Source organism: Streptomyces luteogriseus (genome assembly GCF_014205055.1).
GTDB lineage: Bacteria > Actinomycetota > Actinomycetes > Streptomycetales > Streptomycetaceae > Streptomyces > Streptomyces luteogriseus.
This window is the reverse complement of the sequence record NZ_JACHMS010000001.1, coordinates 2,699,264-2,717,496: the sequence shown is the minus strand read 5'-3', so window position 1 is coordinate 2,717,496 and position 18,233 is coordinate 2,699,264. Positions and strand designations below refer to the sequence as shown.

The window sequence follows — 18,233 nt, the reverse complement described above, 5'->3', positions numbered from 1 at the left end:
CAGGTCAATGCGTGTGCGGGGATCGGCGGCTGATGGGCCGTCACTGGCCCGTCACCCAGCGGTACTGCAACTCCGGCCGCCCCACCGTGCCGTACTGCGGGCGGCGCGCCGCGCGGCCCGCGTCGACCAGATGCTCCAGGTAACGGCGGGCCGTGATGCGGGAGATGCCCACGGACTCCGCGACGCCGGCGGCCGTGAGGCCCTCCGCGCTGTCGCGCAGGGCGCCCGTCACCCGCTCCAGCGTCGGTGCGCTGAGCCCCTTGGGCAGCGCGGCCGGGCCCGGTGCGCGCAGGGCCGCGAGCGCCCGGTCCACCTCGTCCTGGCCGCTCGCCTCGCCGACCGCCGCGTGGAACTCGGCGTAGCGCACGAGGCGGTCGCGCAGGGTCGCGAAGGTGAACGGCTTCAGGACGTACTGCACGACCCCGAGCGAAACACCCTCGCGGACGACGGCCAGGTCGCGCGCCGACGTCACCGCTATCACGTCCGCGTGATGGCCGGCCGTCCTGAGGGACCGGGCCAGTTGCAGTCCGTGCACGTCCGGCAGGTGCAGGTCGAGCAGGAGGAGGTCCACCGGGGTGCGCTCCAGGACCCGGCGGGCCTCCGTACCCGAGTGCGCCTTGCCCACCGCCACGAACCCCGGCACCCGCCCCACGTACAGCACGTGCGCGTCGGCGGCGACCGGGTCGTCCTCCACCACCAGGACGCGGATGGCCTGCTCGCTGCTCGTCATGCGTCGCCTCCAGCGCCTCTGGCCACCGGGGCCCCGGATGTCACGCCCGCGTCCGCCGCCCCGGACTCCCGCAGCGGCAGCCGTACCTCGAACTCCGCCCCGCCCCCGTCGGCCTCGGCCACCGTCAGGGAGCCCTCGTGCCGCTGGGTCGCCTGCCGGACCAGCGCCAGCCCGAGACCCCGGCCGCCCGGACCCGCCGGCTTCGTCGAGAAGCCCCGCTGGAAGACCGCCTCGGTGTGCTCCGGGTCGACGCCCGGGCCCGTGTCGGAGACCCGCAGCACCAGCTCCGGGGCGTCACCGGAGTTCCTGGTGTACGCCGCCACCGTCACCCGGGCCCGGGCGCTGCCCTGCGCCGCGTCGACGGCGTTGTCGATCAGGTTGCCGAGGATGGTCACCAGGTCCCGCGCCGGGAGGGTCTCGGGCAGCAGGCCGTCGTCCAGGCTGCTGTCCTCCGACACCATCAGCTCCACGCCCCGCTCGTTCGCCTGGGCCGTCTTGCCCAGCAGCAGTGCCGCCAGCACCGGCTCGCTCACCGCCGCCACGACCTGGTCGGTCAGTGCCTGCGCCAGCTCCAGTTCGGCCGTCGCGAACTCCACCGCCTCCTCCGCCCGGCCCAGCTCGATCAGCGAGACGACCGTGTGCAGCCGGTTCGCCGCCTCGTGCGCCTGTGAGCGCAGCGCCTGTGTGAAACCCCGCTCGGAATCCAACTCGCCCATCAAGGACTGGAGTTCGGTGACATCGCGCAGGGTGACGACCGTACCGCGCCGCTCACCGCCCGACACCGGCGAGGTGTTGATCACCAGGACCCTGGACGCCGTCAGATGCACCTCGTCGACCCGGGGCTCCGAGGCGAGCAGGGCGCCCGTCAGCGGGGCCGGCAGCCCCAGCTCCGCCACCGACCTGCCCACCACGTCCCCGGCCACGCCGAGCAACTCCCGACCTCCGTCGTTGATCAGCGCCACACGGTACTGCCCGTCCAGCATCAGCAGCCCCTCGCGTACGGCGTGCAGGGCGGCCTGATGGTAGTCGTGCATCCGGCTGAGCTCGGTCGCGTTCATACCGTGGGTGTGGCGGCGCAGCCGGGCGTTGATGACGTACGTGCCGACCGCGCCCAGCATCAGCGCGCCGGCCGCGACGCCGAGCAGGGCCGTCAGCTGGTCCTGGGCCCGCTGGGTGATCTGCTCGACCCGGATCCCCGCGCTGACCATGCCGACCACCGTGCTGCCGTCCTGGATCGGGGTGACGGCGCGGACCGACGGGCCGAGCGTGCCGGTGTAGGTCTCGGTGAAGGTCTCGCCCTTCAGGGCCCGCTCGGTGTGCCCCTGAAAGGGCTGGCCGATCTGCCGGGGGTCGGGGTGTGTCCAGCGGATGCCCCGGGGATCCATGATCGTGATGAAGTCGACCTCGGTGTCCCGCATCACCTTCAGCGCGTACGGCTGGAGCTCGGCGGTCGGGTCGCCGGTGCGGGTCGCGGTCAGCACGGACGGGGAATCGGCCACCGAGCGGGCCACCGCCCTGGCCTGGCGCGTCGCGGCCTCCTCGGCCTGGCTGCGGTCGCTGACGTAGGTGAACAGCGCGTATCCGGCCACGACGACCGCTATCAGGACGGCCTGCATGGCGAAGAGCTGGCCCGCCAGACTGCGGGGACCGGGGACGGTGAGGCGCATGCCGTCAGTCTGCACCGTGGCTGATTGTGAACTAAATGAACGGAAGGGTGACCGCGCTCACAGAGCAGGACATAGTCACGGCATTCCCCATAACGCATCTCCGGGAGCCCCGCTCCGAGATTCCCGGAGTCTCCCCGGACGTGAGCCGCACGCCGGTGATGCCGACGACGTCGTCAAGGAGGGCCGCCGTGACCAGCGCAGCCGATACGGCACCTACCGCACGCAAGCCCAAGCGGGACCGCACGCACTATCTCTACATCGCGGTGATCATCGCGGTCGCCGCCGGTATCGCGGTGGGCCTGGCCGCACCGGAATTCGCGCAAGAGCTGAAGCCGATCGGCACGGGGTTCGTGGCCCTGATCAAGATGATGATCTCGCCGATCATCTTCTGCACGATCGTGCTGGGCATCGGCTCGGTACGGAAGGCCGCCAAGGTCGGTGCCGTCGGCGGTATCGCCCTCGGCTACTTCATGGTGATGTCGCTGGTCGCGCTGGGCATCGGCCTGGTCGTCGGCAACATCCTGGACCCGGGCTCGAGCCTTGCGATGACCGACGCGGTCAAGGACGCCGGTCACGCACAGGTCGACCCCGAGGCCACCGCGAACACCGCCGACTTCCTGCTGGGCATCATCCCGACCACGATGGTGTCCGCCTTCACCAGCGAGTCGGTCCTGCAGACCCTGCTGATCGCCCTGCTCGCCGGCTTCGCGCTGCAGGGCATGGGCTCGGCAGGCCAGCCGATCCTGCGCGGCATCGAGCACATCCAGCGGCTCGTCTTCCGCATCCTCGCGATGGTCATGTGGGCCGCCCCGATCGGCGCCTTCGGTGCCATCGCCGCCGTCACCGGCTCCGCGGGCGTGGAAGCGCTCAAGAGCCTCGCCGTGCTGATGCTCGGCTTCTACGTGACCTGTTTCCTGTTCGTCTTCATCGTGCTCGGCGCCCTGCTGCGCGCCGTCTCCGGCCTGAACGTCTTCTCGCTGTTCAAGTACCTGGGCCGGGAGTTCCTGCTGATCCTGTCCACCTCCTCCTCCGAGTCCGCGCTGCCGCGGCTCATCGCGAAGATGGAGCACCTGGGCGTCAGCAAGCCGGTGGTCGGCATCACCGTCCCGACCGGCTACTCCTTCAACCTCGACGGCACCATGATCTACATGACCATGGCCTCGCTGTTCATCGCCGACGCCATGGGCACGCCGATGTCGATCGGTGAGCAGATCCCGCTGTTGCTCTTCCTGCTGGTGGCCTCCAAGGGTGCCGCCGGTGTCACCGGCGCCGGCCTCGCGACCCTGGCCGGTGGCCTCCAGTCGCACAAGCCGGCCCTGGTGGACGGCATCGGCCTCATCGTCGGCATCGACCGCTTCATGAGCGAGGCCCGCGCCCTGACCAACTTCGCGGGCAACGCCGTCGCCACGGTGCTGATCGGCACCTGGACCAAGGAGATCGACAAGGACCGTGTGAACCAGGTTCTCGCCGGTCAGCTGCCCTTCGACGAGAAGACGCTGCTGGACGACGGCCACGACGGCCCGTCCGGGGACCACGTCGAGGTGCCCGATCAGGGCGGCGAGAAGGAGCTGGCGAAGGCCTGACGGCCGCGCCGCCCCCGTGAGACTCCGGGCGGCTGGGTGTCCCCCCGTCGCTCAGCCGCCCGGTCCACAGCGCACCGACAGATCGGCAGCGCACATACGCATCAGCAGCGCACGGACAGATCAATCGTTCAGCTTCGCCACCAGATCGGTGGCCTTAGAGGCGGGCACGCCCGCCGCGGTCAGTACGGTGACCGCGGCGCAGCGGCCCGCCTCTCGCGCTGCCAGCAGGCCGTCGTTCACCGCCTCCATCACCGCGAACAGCATCTGCTCGTGCACATACGCCAGGGCCGGAGCCGGCAGCGGTGAGCTGAAGACGTCCTCGTCCAGCCCGCGCTGCAGCAACCCGATGCTCTCCTGGCGGACCGGGGCGAGCCGCTCCCGGATGCCCTGCATGGTGACCGTGCGCTGGGCGAGTGCGACCAGCAGCCGGTAGCGGTCGGCGATCGCCCACACCGCCAGCACCGAGCGAGCCACGGCCTCCGCCGGGTCCCGCACGTCCTCGCGGCCCGCCGCGTGCGCCGCCGACAGCGCCTCCACGGCCTCGTCCACGAGCGTGCTGATCAGCGCCTCGCGGCTCGGGAAGTGCCCGTACACCGTGCGCCGTACGACGCCCGCGGCCCGCGCGATCTGGTCCATGGACGCGTCGGGGTCGCGCAGCAGCTCGGCGAGGGCGACGTCGAGGATGCGGCGACGGTTGGCGTCGGCCCGGCTGGTTCCCGTGGTCATGGACGTCATTGTGCCCCTCTCCCATCGAGTTGCACAGCGCTGTGCAACGGCGTAGATTGCACATCGTTGTGCAAGTGCACAGTTGTGTGCAACTCAAGCCGGGAAGGCAACCCCCGCCATGCGACTCCTCATGAACGAACCGGCCGAGAGGATGGACCGCCCCTACGCACGCCGCTGGTGGGCGCTCCTCGTGCTCTGCCTCAGCCTGCTGATCATCGTGATGGCCAACACCGCCCTCACGGTCGCCGCGCCCGACATGACCGCGGACCTCGGCCTGAACAGCGCCGACCTGCAGTGGGTGATCGACGGCTACACCGTCCCCTACGCCGCGCTGATGCTGCTGCTCGGCGCGATAGGCGACAAGTACAGCCGCCGGGGCGCGCTCGTCCTCGGGCTGGTGGTGTTCGCGGGCGGCTCCGTCTTCGGCTACCTCGCCGACAGCGCCACGACGGTCATCGCCGCTCGGGCCGTGATGGGCGCCGGTGCCGCGATGATCATGCCCGCCACGCTGTCCCTCCTCGCCTCGACCTTCCCGCGCGCCGAACGGGCCAAGGCCATCACCCTGTGGACCGCCACCGCCGGTCTCGCCATCGCGGCCGGGCCGCTGGTCGCCGGCGCGCTGCTCGCGGACCACGGCTGGTCGTCGACGTTCCTCATCAACGTCCCCATCGCGGTCCTCGCCATGCTCGGCGCCTTCGTCCTCGTACCGCCGTCCAAGGCCGCGGACCGCGGGCGCATCGACTACGGCGGCGGACTGCTGTCGGTGGTGTGGATCGCCGCGCTGGTCTACATGATCATCGAGGGTCCGCACTTCGGCTGGGGCGTCAAGGCCGTCACGGCGGCGGTCGTCGCCGGAGCCGGGCTGGTCGCCTTCATCGTCTGGGAGCTGCGCCACCCGCGCCCGCTGCTCGACGTCCGCCGCTTCACGAACCGCGGCTTCGCCGGCTCCAACCTCGCCGTCGCCCTGTTCTTCCTCGCGGTCTTCGGCGCCTTCTACTACCTCACGCAGCACCTCCAGTTCGTCCTCGGCTACGACGCCCTGGACACGGGCCTGCGCATGCTGCCGCTGGCGGGCGCCGTGTTCGTGGGGGCGGCCCTCACCGGCTTCCTCACACCCCGGGTCGGCATGAAGTGGACCGTCACGGCCGGCATGGTCGGCGGCACGGCGGCCCTGGCGCTCCTCACCCAGGTCGACGCCGGTTCGTCGTACGGCGACTTCGTCGCGCCCCTGATCGTCCTCGGCCTCTCCATCGGGCTCGCGCTGTCGCCCTGCACCGACGCGATCATGGGGGCGTTCCCGGAGTCGGAGCTGGGCGTCGGCGGCGCCGTGAACGACACGTCGCTGGAGCTCGGCGGCTCGCTCGGCATCGCCATCCTGGGCTCGCTGCTGGCGACGTCGTACTCCGGCCACCTCTCGGACGCCACGGCCGGCAGCAAGCTCCCCGCCTCCTCCCTGTCCACCGCCCAGGACTCCGTCGGAGCCGGATACGCCGTCGCCCAGGGCATCGGCGACAAGGCGCGGCAGCTCGCCGAGCAGGCCGCGCACACCGGTGACCCCCAGCAGGCGGAGCGACTCCGGGCCCAGGCCGGGCAACTCGGCGGCGGCGCCCGGCAGATGGCCGACGCGGTCGGATCAGCGTTCTCCGACGCGGTCGCCCACACCAGCATGATCGGGGCCGTGATCCTGGGCATCGGCACGGTGGTGGTGGCGCTGCTCCTGCCCGGCAAGGAGAAGACGGCGGACGAGCCCGCGGACGAGAACAGGGAACTGGAGTCCGCCGGGGCCCGCTAGACCGTGACCGCGACCTCCCGCCGCCCCCCGGCAGGCGGGACGTCGCGCACACGGCGGCCCCTGACTGACGCGAGAGCGGCGCCACCGCCAATGAGCGGCAGGCGCCGCATACGCGCCCGACCCGACGTGGTCCGACCGCGCAGTCCGTCACGGTGCCCGAGTCCGTGACCGCCTCCGGCTCGCCCCGCCGGGAGACCGGTGTGGTGGCGCGTCGGTGACCGTGACCGAAGACGGCCGGGCACCGGGCCGGCTGTCTCCTCCGGCCGGACACGTTCGCCGCGTTGGCCGGGTTCCCGTCCGCCCTGCGGTCGCTGCCCCACCCGCACTCGGGACGACTACACGTGCGTGACCGGTGCCGGGTGCGCCCCGCCCCCGGTCGCCTCGTCCAGCCGGGTCGTCTCCTCCGGGGTGAGCAGCAGGTCCGCTGCTGCTGCCGAGTCCCTGATCGTCCCTGGCCGGGTCGCCCCCGGGATCGGGACGACCGACGGGGAGCGGGCCAGCAGCCAGGCCAGGCCGACCTGTTGGGGACTGACACCGCGCTCCGCCGCCACCGCGTGGAACGCGGCGAAGCGATCCGCCCCCTCCGTGCGCGACGGCCCGTCCAGGGAGCTGCGGGACAGCCCGCCGAGCGGGCTCCACGGCAGGAACGCCAGCCCCAGCTCCTCGCACAGCCGCAGCTCCGGCTCACTGTCCCGGAAGGCGGGGGAGTACCGGTTCTGCACCGACACCAGCCGGTCGCCGAGGATCCCCCGCGCCCGGCGGATCTGGTCCGCGTCCGCGTTGGACACACCGGCCAGCCGGATCGTGCCCGCGTCGAGCAACTCGCGCAGGGCGCCGACCGACTCCTCGAAGGGCACCGCGGGGTCGGGCTTGTGCAGTTGGTAGAGGCCGATCGCCTCCACCCCCAGCCGCTCACGCGACGCCTCCGCCGCGGCCTTGAGGTGACGGGGGGAGCCGTTCACCGTCCAGTCGCCGCCCGCCGGGCGGCCGCGGCCGCCCTTCGTCGCCACCAGGACGCCGGAGGTGTCACCGCCGTAGGCGGCCAGCGCGCGGGCCACCAGGCGTTCGTTGTGCCCGGGCTCCGCGCCCGGCAGATGGTACGAGTCGGCCGTGTCCAGCAGCGTCACGCCCGCGTCGAGGGCGGCGTGCACGGTGGCCAGGGCGCGCTCCTCGTCCGGCCGGCCCTCGATGGACAGCGGCATCGCGCCGAGCCCGACCGCACTCACCCGCAGCCCGCCGAGTGTCCTGTAGCGCATGTCAGCCGCCCTCCCCGAGTGTCTCGGCGACGGCACGCGGCAGCCACTGGCGGGCCTCGCCGAAGGTGAAGCCGAGCCGGGCGGCCCGGCCGTTGTCCATGCCGTAGGAGCGGCGGAAGGAGAAGGGAGAGACCTCGCCGACCTCCACGGGCCGGAACCCGGCCCGGCCGCCGGGGACATGAACGGCGACCGCCGCGCACAGCTCCTCGGTGCTCAGCGCCCCGGAGGAGGCCGCGTTCACCGGGCCGGTGAAGTCCTCGCCCGCCGCCCAGGCCAGGAAGCGGGCGATCTCCTCGACGTACACATAGGTGGCCGGCCGGTTCACCGCCGGCACGGCGATCGGCTCGCCGGTGCGTATCCGCTCGGCGTAGTGGGCCAGCCTGCCGGTGAAGTCATCGTCCCCGCCCAGCACATGGGCCACCCGCACCGCCGTGTACGGCAGCGCGGCGCCCCCGGCGGCGAAGACCGCCTCGGCCTGCCGCTTGCCCTCCCCGTAGTGGGCCTCCAGGAACGCGGGTTCGTCCCAGGGGAGTTCGAGGTCGACGGTGACGGTGGCCGGGTCGACCGCCTCCTCGCGTACGAGGGCGGGGGAGTCCTCGTATTCGTACACCTCGACCGTCGAGGTCATCACATAGCGGCGGGTGCGCCCGGAGAAGACGCGGCGGGCGATCGCCGCCTGGCGCGGGGTGTAGCAGACCTGGTCGACGACGACGTCGAAGAGCCGCGAGCCGAGCGCACCGGCCAGTGCCCCTTCGTCGTTCCGGTCGGCGCGCAGGTGCTCCACCCCGGCGGGCGGCGGGGATGACCCCCGGTTCAGCACGGTGACGCGGTGGCCGTCGTCGAGCAGCCGTGCGAGCAGACGCTTTCCGACGTAACGGTTCCCGCCGATGACCAGGACGTTCAGAGCCTTTTCCATGGCCATAATTCTCCCGGCGTACATTCGCGCTCTGAAGGGGGAACCATGGGAGTTCAGACCTCGGCACCGAAAGAACCACGGCAGTTGCGCGCCGCCGCCGACGAAACATCGGTGGCCTTCGACGCGGTGGACCGGCAGATCCTCCTGCTGCTCCAGACCGACGGCCGGATCAAGCTCAGCGAGCTCGGCCGCCGGGTCAGGCTCAGCCCCGCGGCCGTCACCGAGCGGGTGCGGCGGCTTGAGGCGGCGGGCGTGATCAGCGGCTACGGCGCCCATGTCGTGCCGGCCCGGCTCGGCTACGGCATCCAGGCGTTCATCCGCGTGAACCCGCACGGCGGCTACACCCTCAAGCACCCCAGGACCCTGGAGCTGATCGAGCGCCCCGAGATCACCGAGGTGCACCACGTGGTCGGGGAGGACTGCTGGATCCTCAAGGTCGCCGTCCGCGACACCGTCCACCTGGAAAACGTCCTGGAGGACGTCTCCGTGCTCGGCCGCACCACGACGTCGATCGTGCTGACCTCCCCGGTGGAGCGCACACCGCTGTTGCCTTGACGCCGGGGTCAAGGATTACGTTCGACCGCATGCGAATCGGCGAGCTGGCCGCACGGGCCGGGACCACGACGCGGACGCTGCGGTACTACGAGTCGCGGGGGCTGCTGCCCGCGCGGCGCACGGGCAACGGATACCGGACCTACGACGAGAGCGACCTGCGGCTGCTGCGGCAGATCAGGACGCTCCAGGACTTCGGGTTCGACCTGGAGGAGACGCGGCCCTTCGTGGAGTGCCTGCGCGCCGGGCACCCCCAGGGCGACTCCTGCCCGGCGTCGCTCGCGGTCTACCGGCGCAAGCTGGACGAGCTCGACGCGCTGATCGGCCAGCTGAGCGGGGTGCGGGACACCGTCGCGCGGCAACTGGAGAAGGCCGAGCTGGCGCGCGACGGGCTGGCCGCCGAGGCGGAGGTTCCGGGCGGTCCGGAACCCGCGTGCGAGCTGGGAGGGGACCCATGGTGACCGGTGTGACCGACGTGACGGACGCGGACTTCGAGGCGGAGGTGATCGGCGCTGAGCTGCCGGTGCTGGTGGAGTTCACCGCCGGCTGGTGCCCGCCCTGCCGGCAGATGGGCCCGGTGCTCAAGGCCCTCGCCTCCGAGGAGGGCGACCGGCTGAAGGTCGTGCAGCTGGACGTCGACTCCAACCCGGAGACGACCAACGCCTACAAGGTGCTCTCGATGCCGACCTTCATGGTGTTCCGCGGCGGCGAGCCCGTGAAGTCGATGGTCGGGGCCCGGGCCAAGCGGCGGCTGCTGGAGGAGCTGGCCGACGTGATGTGAGCGGCCGCCCGAAAACACGGCCCGGATACAGAAATCCCCCGAGTAATTGCGCTCGGGGGATTTCTCTGCGTATATTTGTTTGTTCGTGACTTCACGCGGATTGAAGCCCGCCAGAAGTCACAGTGAAGTTCAGTGAGCACAGTATATCCGGGCGGGAGCGGAATTGTCAAACACCGAATTTCCGGACGATGAATTGCGCCAGGAACAGGAATTCATCGACGGGTTGTACGCGCGCGTGGACGCGCTGCGCGGCGACGCCGAGACCTCCGTCACGGACGCGCTCGCGCAGGGCAACACCCCCATGCAGGCCAGACTCGAGCGGGACATCCTCGTGGCCGAGCGCTCCGGGCTGCTCGCCGCGCTGAACGCGGTGGACGGCTCCCTGTGCTTCGGCCGGATCGACCTCACCTCGGGCATCACCCACCGCATCGGCCGGATCGGCCTGCGCACCGACGACGCGGAGCGCACCCCCGTCCTCATCGACTGGCGTGCCGACGTCGCACGCCCCTTCTACCTGGCCACCGGCCACACCCCGATGGGGCTCAGGCGCCGGCGGCACATCGCCACCGACGGCCGCCGGGTCACCCATCTGCACGACGAGATCCTCGACCTCGGCGACCAGACCCGCACCGGCCACGAGGACCCGACGGGCGACGCCGTCCTGCTCGCCGCCCTCAACTCGGCGCGCACCGGCCGCATGAGCGACATCGTGCAGACCATCCAGGCCGACCAGGACCGCATCATCCGCGCCCCGCACCGCGGCGTCATGGTGGTCGAGGGCGGCCCCGGCACCGGCAAGACGGCCGTCGCCCTGCACCGCGCCGCCTACCTGCTCTACGAGCACCGGGAACTGCTCGCCAAACGGGCCGTGCTGATCGTCGGGCCCAACCCGGCGTTCCTCGGCTACATCGGCGAGGTGCTGCCCTCCCTCGGCGAGACCGGTGTGCTCCTCGCGACCGTGGGCGAGCTGTTCCCCGGGGTGAAGGCGAGCGCGACCGACACACCCGAGGCCGCCGCGGTGAAGGGCCGGGCCGGCATGGCCGACGTCCTCGCCGAGGTCGTCCGCGGCCGGCAGGCGCTGCCCGACCCGGTGATCGCCATCGAGCACGACCGCGAAGTCCTCATGCTCGACGACGGCCTGGTCGGCGTCGCCCGCGAGCGCACCCGTGCCGCCAAGCTGCCCCACAACGCCGCCCGCGAGCACTTCGAGGGCCACATCCTCAACGCCCTCACCGACCTGTACGCGGAGCGGATCGGCACCGACCCCTTCGACGGGTCCAGCCTGCTCGACCCCAGCGACATCACCCAGATCCGCGACGACCTCGCGGAGAACCCCGACGTCTGGTCCGCCATCGACCAGCTGTGGCCGGTGCTCACCCCGCAGCGGCTCGTCGCCGACTTCCTCGCCGCGCCCGAGGAGTTCCTGTCCGCCGAGGACGCCGAGGCCGTACGTCGCCCGGTGACCCGGCGCTGGACGGTCGCGGACGTGCCGCTGCTCGACGAGGCCGCCGAACTCCTCGGCGACGACGACCGGCTGGCCCGGGAGCGCGCCGCACGCGAGCGGGAGGAGCAGATCGCCTACGCGCAGGGCGTGCTGGAGGTGTCGTACGCCTCCCGGACCTACGAGTTCGAGGACAAGGAGGAGGGCGACCCCGAGGGCTCCGAGGTGCTGTCCGCGCACGACATCATCGACGCCGAGCGGTTCGCCGAGCGGCACGAGGAGGACGACCACCGCAGCGCCGCCGAGCGCGCGGCGGCCGACCGCACCTGGGCGTTCGGGCACATCATCGTCGACGAGGCGCAGGAGTTGTCGCCGATGGCGTGGCGGCTGCTGATGCGGCGCAGCCCGACCCGCTCGATGACCCTGGTCGGCGACCCGGCCCAGACGGCGGAGGCGGCCGGGGTCGGTTCCTGGTCGGGCATCCTCTCCCCGTACGTCGAGGACCGCTGGGAGCACACCCGACTGGGCGTCAACTACCGCACCCCGGCCGAGATCATGGACGTCGCGGCGGCCGTGGTGCGTGCCGAGAACCCGGAGTTCGAGCCGCCCAGCTCGGTCCGCTCCACGGGCGTACGGCCCTGGGCACGCGCCACCGACGACCTTCCGGGCGCCGTCGCCAAGGCGGTCGGGGAGCTCACCCCCTCCGAGGGCAGGCTCGCGGTGATCGCGCCGCGCGACGTCCACCGCTCCCTCGCGGCCCGGCTGGACGGGGTGACGGCGGGCGCCGAACCCGACCTCACGCAGACGGTGGTCCTGCTCGACCCGCGCCAGGCCAAGGGCCTGGAGTTCGACTCCGTCCTCGTGGTCGAGCCCGGCCGGTACGGCACCAGCGACCTGTACGTGGCCCTGACCCGGGCCACCCAGCGGCTGGGCGTGCTCCACACCGGCGAGCTGCCGAAGCCCCTGGCGGACGCCTTCGCGTAGCGGAGCGGCCCCGTACCCGGCCGGGTACGGGGCCCCGCCTACCGCAGGAGCGACCTCGGATCCCGCAGGGCGTGCCACAGCCCGGCCGCGAGCGGTACGACCGTCAGGGCGAAGAAGACCCAGAACAGGAACTCGGCCCCGGGCGCGAGGTCGTAGACGGTGCCGTCCTCCCAGACGCAGTAGGCCCGCGGCGGGAACGGCGTGGAGACCCCCGTCACCTTCCCGTTCCCGATGACGCCCTCCCGGTAAGGCTCCCTGGGGCAGGGGGCGGTGTCCGGGAACAGGAAGGCGTCGTCCGCCGTCATGATGACCAGCCAGGTGGCGGCGCAGAGCGGCACCGACCAGAAGACCGCCGTCCGCACCCACAGCGGCAGCAGCGGATGCGCCAGCAGCCCCCGCAGCGCGACCCACCCGACCACGAGCCCGACGAACACCGGGAGCAGCGTCATGACGCCGTCGCGGCCTTGCGGGCACGCGGTTCGGTCGCACCCCACGCGGTCGTGGCCGCCGCCCGGCGCGGCGGCTGCACCGGCCTCGGCGGACCCGGCGAGACGGGCGGGGTGTCATCCATGGGGCCACCCCACCAGGACCGGACCGGCCGGGCTGTGACGGAGGCCACTCCTCCGGCCACAGCCGTGTCACAGGAGGAAGAGCTCGACCCGGCTCGCCCGCGGTCGGATTGCCGGGTGGTTCGGGCAGCCAGTCGCGCGCCGGGTCGTACTCCAGCCATCGACTCCGTCCCGCCTGCGCGGCGAAGGCGCCGGGGCGCCCTCACGGCCACGACCACCCTCACGCCGGACTACGAGCGGGTCGTCGGCCGGGTCGTCGACGCACTCGGCGTCGCTCGCGTCGGGCTCGTCGGTCTCAGCCTGGGCGGCTACTACGCGGCGCGGACGGCGGCACTGGAGCCGCGCGTGGCGGCCGTCGCCACCGTCAGCGGCCCCTTCCGCCTCGACTGGGCCGAACTGCCCCCGCCCGTGCGGGACATCATGACCGAGCGGGCCGGAGGGGTCGATGCCGCCCGTGCCTTCGCCCGCCCGGTGGATCTCGCCGGCCTGACACCGCGCATCACGGCCCCGCTGCTGGTCGTGGACGGCGGCCGGGACGTCATCCCCGGCGTGACGAACGGCGAGCCGCTCGCCCGCCTCGCACCGCACGGCACCCACCTGTCGGTACCGCACGGCGACCACCTGCTCGGCAACGCGCGGGGCGACTGGCTGTTCCCGCTCGCCGACCACATCGCGCACGCGCTGACGGGAGCGGCGGGATGAGCCGCCCCCGACAACGCTCCCTGGGCTCCCTGTCGCGTGCCCGGCCTCCTACGCCGGCCGCAGCCACACCGTCGCCAGGGGCGGCAGGGCCAGGCGGATGCTGGCCGGGCGGCCGTGCCAGGGCTGGGGTTCGGGCTTGACCGGGTCGGGGTTGGTGACGTCGCTGCCGCCGTAGCGGGCCGCGTCGGTGTTGAGCGCCTCGTGCCAGGCGGGGACGTCGTCGGGAACGCCCAGGCGGTAGTCCTGGCGGGTGACCGGCGCGAAGTTGGACACCGCCAGCACGGGGACGCCCTCCGGGTCCAGCCGCAGGAACGCGAGGACGTTGTCGTCGGCGGCGTCCCCGACGATCCACTCGAAACCGGCCGGGTCCGTGTCGAGCCGCCACAGCGCAGGGGTCGCCCGGTAGACGGTGTTCAGGTCGCGGACCAGGTCCCGCACACCCCGGTGGTCGGGCTCCGCCCCGTACCCCGGGTCCAGCAGCCACCAGTCCGGCCCGTGCGCCTCGGACCACTCGGCGCCCTGCGCGAACTCCTGCCCCATGAAGAGCAGTTGCTTGCCCGGATGGGCCCACATGTAGCCGAGGTAGGACCGCACCCCGGCGCGCTGCTGCCACCAGTCGCCCGGCATCTTCGACACCAGGGACCGCTTGCCGTGCACGACCTCGTCGTGGGAGATCGGCAGCACGTAGTTCTCGCTGTACGCGTACACCATCGAGAACGTCATCTCGCCGTGGTGGTACTTGCGGTGCACCGGCTCGTGACTCATGTACTGCAACGAGTCGTGCATCCAGCCCATGTTCCACTTCAACCCGAACCCGAGGCCACCGAAGCCGCTCGGGCCCTTGTGGTGGGTGGCACGCGTGACACCGTCCCAGGCGGTGGACTCCTCGGCGATCGTGACCACGCCGGGCACCCTGCGGTACACCGTCGCGTTCATCTCCTGGAGGAACGCCACCGCGTCCAGGTTCTCCCGGCCGCCGTGCTCGTTGGGCGTCCACTGGCCCGGCTCGCGCGAGTAGTCCAGGTAGAGCATCGAGGCGACGGCGTCCACGCGCAGCCCGTCGATGTGGAACTCCTCGCACCAGTACACGGCGTTGGCCACGAGGAAGTTGCGCACCTCGTTGCGCCCGAAGTCGAACTCCAGCGTGCCCCAGTCGGGGTGCGCGGCCCGCAGCGGATCCTCGTGCTCGTACAGGGGCTTGCCGTCGAACTCGGCCAGCGCCCAGTCGTCGCGCGGGAAGTGCGCGGGCACCCAGTCCATGAGCACGCCGATACCGGCCTGGTGCAGCTTGTCGACCAGGAACCGGAAGTCGTCCGGCGTGCCCAGCCGGGCCGTCGGGGCGTAGAAGCCGGTCACCTGATAGCCCCAGGAGCCGCCGAACGGATGCTCAGCGACCGGCATCAGCTCGACGTGCGTGAAGCCCAGGTTCTTCACGTACCCGGGGAGCTGCTCGGCGAGTTGACGGTACGTCAGCCCCGGCCGCCAGGACGGCAGATGGATCTCGTACACCGAGAACGGCGCCTCGTGCGCCGGGGCCTCGGCGCGCCGGGCCAGCCACTCGGCGTCGCTCCACTCGTACTCCGAGGAGGTGATGACCGACGAGGTCGCGGGCGGCACCTCCGTGCGGCGGGCCATCGGGTCGGCACGCAGCGTCTTCGAGCCGTCGGGGCGCGTGATCTCGAACTTGTACAGCTCGCCCTCGCCGATGTCCGGCAGGAACAGCTCCCACACCCCGGACGACCCCAGCGACCGCATGATGTGCCCGGTGCCGTCCCAGAAGTTGAAGGTGCCCGTCACGCGCACCCCGAGCGCGTTCGGCGCCCACACCGCGAACCGGGTGCCGGTCACACCCTCGTGGGTCATCGGATGGGCGCCCAGCGCCGTCCACAGCTCCTCGTGCCGGCCCTCGCCGATCAGGTGCAGATCGAGATCGCCCAGCGTGGGCAGGAAGCGGTACGCGTCCTCGGTCTCCAGGACCGTCCCCTCGTACTCCACGACCAGCCGGTACGCCGGGACCTCCCGCAGCGGCAGCAGCCCCGAGAAGAACCCCTCCCCGTCGGCGTGCAGCTCGGCCCGCAGTTCCCCGGAGACGACGGTCACCGACAGGGCGTACGGCCGGAACGCCCGGAAGGCGATGCCGCCGGGCACGGGGTGCGCGCCGAGCACGGAGTGCGGGGCGTGGTGCGTGCCGGCGAGCAGCCGCTCGCGGTCCACCGCGTCGACGGCGGGCGAGACGGCGACCTCCATCTCCGGCGGAACGGCCTGGGCGGAAGCGGCGACCCCGGCGGGAGCCCGCCCGGCGGGAGCCTTCCGAGCAGGGGCTTTTCGAGCCGGGGCCTTCTTGACCGCGCTCTTCTTCGCGACGGGCTTGCCCACGGGCACCTTGTCGGCACCGGTCTTCTTCGCGGGGCTCTTGGCGACCGTGCTCGCGGCGGGGGCGGTCTTCTTGGCGGTGGCGGTCTTCTTCGCGGTGGCCTTCTTGGCGGTGGCCTTGGCGGGGGTGGCCTTCTTCGCGACGGCCTCGGCGGCCGTGGTCGTGGCAGCGGCGCTCTTGGCAGTGCCGGCCTTCTTGGCGGCGGCCTTCTTCGCGGTGGTCTTCGCCGCAGGGGACTTCCCGGCCGCCGCCTTGCCGGCGACGGTGTCCGCGGCCGTCGACTTCGCGGCAGCGGCCTTCACGGCGGTGGTCTTGGCCGCCGTCGCCTTGACCGTCGTGGCCTTCTTGGCGGCCGTCTTCTTCGCGGCGGCCTTCTTCGCCGTCGTCGTCCCGGCCGCGGGCTGCTCGACCGCCGAGTTCTTGGCGGCGGCGTTCTTCGTCGCCGCCTTCTTGGCCACCGTCTTGCCGACGGTGGTCTTCGCGGCGGCGGCCTTCTTGGCGGTCGCCTTCGCGGGGGCCGCCTTCTTCGCCGCTGCCTGTTTGGGCACCGCCGTCTTCTTCGCGGCGCTCTTCTGCTGGGTGGCCGTGGGCTGCTCGGGGATCTTCTCCCCGGCGGTCCCCTTGGGACGCGAACCGCTGGACTCAGGGCGGGGGGTCACGGGCGGAGCCTCCAGGGCGAGGGGTGGTCGGTCAGGTCAGGTGGCCGGTCGAGGCGAGCCGGTCTATGGCGGCCAGGGGCACCGGCAGCCAGTCGGGGCGGTGCCGGGCCTCGTACACCACCTCGTAGATCGCCTTGTCGGTCTCGTAGGCCCGCAGCAGCACCGGGTCGGTGCGCGGATCGCGGCCGGAGGCCTCCGCGTAGCCGGCGCAGTACGCGGAGCGGCAGGTCTCGGCCCAGTCCGGCTGGGGCGGATCGGCCGAGCGCGCCGCGTAGTCGAAGGACCGCAGCATGCCGGCGACGTCCCGCACGGCGGGCTGCGGCATGCGGCGCTCTGCCAGCGGCCGGGCCGGCTCGCCCTCGAAGTCGATCAGCCACCACTCGCCGGACGGCGAACGCAGGCACTGCCCGAGGTGCAGATCGCCGTGCACCCGCTGCGCGGTCCACGTGCGGCCCTCGGCGGCCAGATCGCCCAGCGCCGTGAACGCGGAGCGCAGCCCGTCGGCGTACGGCCGCAGCGCGGCCACCGCCTGGACGGCCGCGTCCAGCCGCTCGATCATGCCGTCGACCATGAGCTGGAGCTGCATGTGACCGAGTGTGACGGTCGGCAACGCCCGGGCCAGCGCGGTGTGCACCTCGGCGGTGGCCCGCCCCAGTGCCCGCGCCGCGGCGCCGAAGTCCTCACCCTTGGCCAGCTCGCGCAAGGCCAGCTCCCAGCCGTCGGAGGCGCCCTGCAGGAACGGCTGCAGCACCCCCAGGACGTACGGCTGGCCCGCCGGGTCCGCCGGACCCCCCGAGACGACCGGGTCCGCGGCGGGGGCGATGTCCGCGACCATCCAGGCCGTCGGCGCGGGCACCCGGGGGCAGCCCTCGCGGGCCAGCGCGAGCGGCAGCTCCAGATCGGGGTTGACCCCGGGCACGATCCGGCGGAGCAGCTTCAGGATGAACGTATCTCCGTAGACGATGGACGAGTTGGACTGCTCGGCGGTCACCACGCGCGCCACCAGACCCGAGCGGATGTCCTGGCCGGGGTCCCGGTCGAAGCGGAGCCTGCCGATGCGGCCCCGGGTGCGCAGGGCCTCCAGGAGCAGCTCGGACGGCCTGGTGTCGTGCAGGGCGTCGTAGACCGTCCGCCCGGCGAGCGGTCCCGTCGGCACGTGTCCGATGAGCGCGGGCGCCAGCCGAGGCGGCAGCGCCTCGCGCACGCCTATCAGCAGCTGGTAGCAGTCACCGGGGTGGCCGGGCGCCCCGTGGGACGGCACGGCGGGCTGATGGGCGCGGACGAGCAGGTGGTACAGGCCCAGCTTGGACGTGGCCGGGAGCAGCTCGGTGGCCTCGACCAGCGTGAACCCGGTGACCGGCCGCCCCTTGCCCGCGAACCAGCGCTGCCGCGGCAGCCACTCCCGCAGCAACGGGTCGAGGGAGGCAAGGAGGCCGGGCGGGGTGGTGACGGTGCGTGTGACGGCTTCCGACATGGCGTCGCGTCCTTTCACCCATTCTTG

15 protein-coding genes are annotated in these 18,233 nt (G+C 72.4%); 7 read left to right on the top strand and 8 right to left on the bottom strand.

From position 1 onward, the window contains the following. Positions 1 to 40: 40 nt before the first annotated feature. Positions 41 to 730, bottom strand: coding sequence for a response regulator (locus BJ965_RS11785; RefSeq protein WP_184908614.1), 690 nt, complete (start codon positions 728 to 730; stop codon positions 41 to 43). Continuing rightward, positions 727 to 2,397 (bottom strand): sensor histidine kinase, encoded by a 1,671-nt coding sequence (locus tag BJ965_RS11780; protein WP_184908613.1) that lies wholly within the window; start codon positions 2,395 to 2,397, stop codon positions 727 to 729. The genes BJ965_RS11785 and BJ965_RS11780 overlap by 4 nt, the downstream gene beginning before the upstream one ends. A gap of 188 nt (positions 2,398 to 2,585) precedes the next feature. Here BJ965_RS11780 and BJ965_RS11775 point away from each other — a divergent pair, with 188 nt between their 5' ends. Beyond that, positions 2,586 to 3,980: a cation:dicarboxylate symporter family transporter gene (locus BJ965_RS11775; RefSeq protein WP_184908612.1), complete on the top strand. Its 1,395-nt coding sequence runs from the start codon at positions 2,586 to 2,588 to the stop codon at positions 3,978 to 3,980. Between the two features lie 120 nt (positions 3,981 to 4,100). Here BJ965_RS11775 and BJ965_RS11770 read toward each other — a convergent pair whose 3' ends face one another. Beyond that, a complete protein-coding gene (locus BJ965_RS11770) occupies positions 4,101 to 4,715 on the bottom strand; it encodes a TetR/AcrR family transcriptional regulator (protein WP_184908611.1) in 615 nt (204 codons plus the stop codon). A 109-nt stretch (positions 4,716 to 4,824) separates the two neighbouring features. Here BJ965_RS11770 and BJ965_RS11765 point away from each other — a divergent pair, with 109 nt between their 5' ends. After that, on the top strand, positions 4,825 to 6,498 hold the full coding sequence (locus BJ965_RS11765; RefSeq protein ID WP_184908610.1) for a DHA2 family efflux MFS transporter permease subunit: 1,674 nt from the start codon (positions 4,825 to 4,827) through the stop codon (positions 6,496 to 6,498). A 335-nt stretch (positions 6,499 to 6,833) separates the two neighbouring features. On the opposite strand, the gene BJ965_RS11760 is transcribed toward BJ965_RS11765, so the two are convergent. Continuing rightward, positions 6,834 to 7,754 (bottom strand): aldo/keto reductase, encoded by a 921-nt coding sequence (locus BJ965_RS11760; protein ID WP_184908609.1) that lies wholly within the window; start codon positions 7,752 to 7,754, stop codon positions 6,834 to 6,836. A 1-nt stretch (position 7,755) separates the two neighbouring features. Next, on the bottom strand, positions 7,756 to 8,670 hold the full coding sequence (locus BJ965_RS11755) for an NAD-dependent epimerase/dehydratase family protein (RefSeq protein WP_184908608.1): 915 nt from the start codon (positions 8,668 to 8,670) through the stop codon (positions 7,756 to 7,758). A gap of 45 nt (positions 8,671 to 8,715) precedes the next feature. Between BJ965_RS11755 and BJ965_RS11750 the strand changes: the two genes are divergently transcribed. The 4 genes from BJ965_RS11750 (at position 8,716) to BJ965_RS11735 (ending at position 12,428) form a co-directional block, all read left to right on the top strand. Further along, positions 8,716 to 9,225 (top strand): Lrp/AsnC family transcriptional regulator, encoded by a 510-nt coding sequence (locus BJ965_RS11750; protein WP_221513105.1) that lies wholly within the window; start codon positions 8,716 to 8,718, stop codon positions 9,223 to 9,225. Between the two features lie 29 nt (positions 9,226 to 9,254). Beyond that, complete coding sequence (locus BJ965_RS11745; protein WP_184908607.1) at positions 9,255 to 9,683, top strand: MerR family transcriptional regulator; 429 nt, start codon at positions 9,255 to 9,257, stop codon at positions 9,681 to 9,683. A gap of 5 nt (positions 9,684 to 9,688) precedes the next feature. Continuing rightward, positions 9,689 to 10,003 carry a thioredoxin family protein gene (locus tag BJ965_RS11740; protein WP_184908606.1) on the top strand — a complete coding sequence of 105 codons (315 nt, stop codon included), beginning with the start codon at positions 9,689 to 9,691 and terminating at the stop codon, positions 10,001 to 10,003. A 163-nt stretch (positions 10,004 to 10,166) separates the two neighbouring features. Continuing rightward, positions 10,167 to 12,428 (top strand): HelD family protein, encoded by a 2,262-nt coding sequence (locus BJ965_RS11735; protein ID WP_246545882.1) that lies wholly within the window; start codon positions 10,167 to 10,169, stop codon positions 12,426 to 12,428. A gap of 38 nt (positions 12,429 to 12,466) precedes the next feature. Here the strand turns inward: BJ965_RS11735 and BJ965_RS11730 are convergent, their stop codons facing one another. Continuing rightward, a complete protein-coding gene (locus BJ965_RS11730; protein WP_184908605.1) occupies positions 12,467 to 12,877 on the bottom strand; it encodes a hypothetical protein in 411 nt (136 codons plus the stop codon). 237 nt (positions 12,878 to 13,114) lie between these two features. Between BJ965_RS11730 and BJ965_RS11725 the strand changes: the two genes are divergently transcribed. After that, the gene (locus BJ965_RS11725; protein ID WP_246545881.1) at positions 13,115 to 13,699 is read left to right on the top strand and encodes an alpha/beta fold hydrolase; all 585 of its coding nucleotides are present in this window, start codon (positions 13,115 to 13,117) and stop codon (positions 13,697 to 13,699) included. A 48-nt stretch (positions 13,700 to 13,747) separates the two neighbouring features. Here the strand turns inward: BJ965_RS11725 and glgB are convergent, their stop codons facing one another. Further along, on the bottom strand, positions 13,748 to 16,732 hold the full coding sequence (gene glgB, locus BJ965_RS11720) for a 1,4-alpha-glucan branching enzyme (protein ID WP_184908604.1): 2,985 nt from the start codon (positions 16,730 to 16,732) through the stop codon (positions 13,748 to 13,750). Between the two features lie 31 nt (positions 16,733 to 16,763). Further along, on the bottom strand, positions 16,764 to 18,206 hold the full coding sequence (locus tag BJ965_RS11715) for a maltokinase N-terminal cap-like domain-containing protein (RefSeq protein ID WP_184908603.1): 1,443 nt from the start codon (positions 18,204 to 18,206) through the stop codon (positions 16,764 to 16,766). Between the last annotated feature and the right edge of the window lie 27 nt (positions 18,207 to 18,233).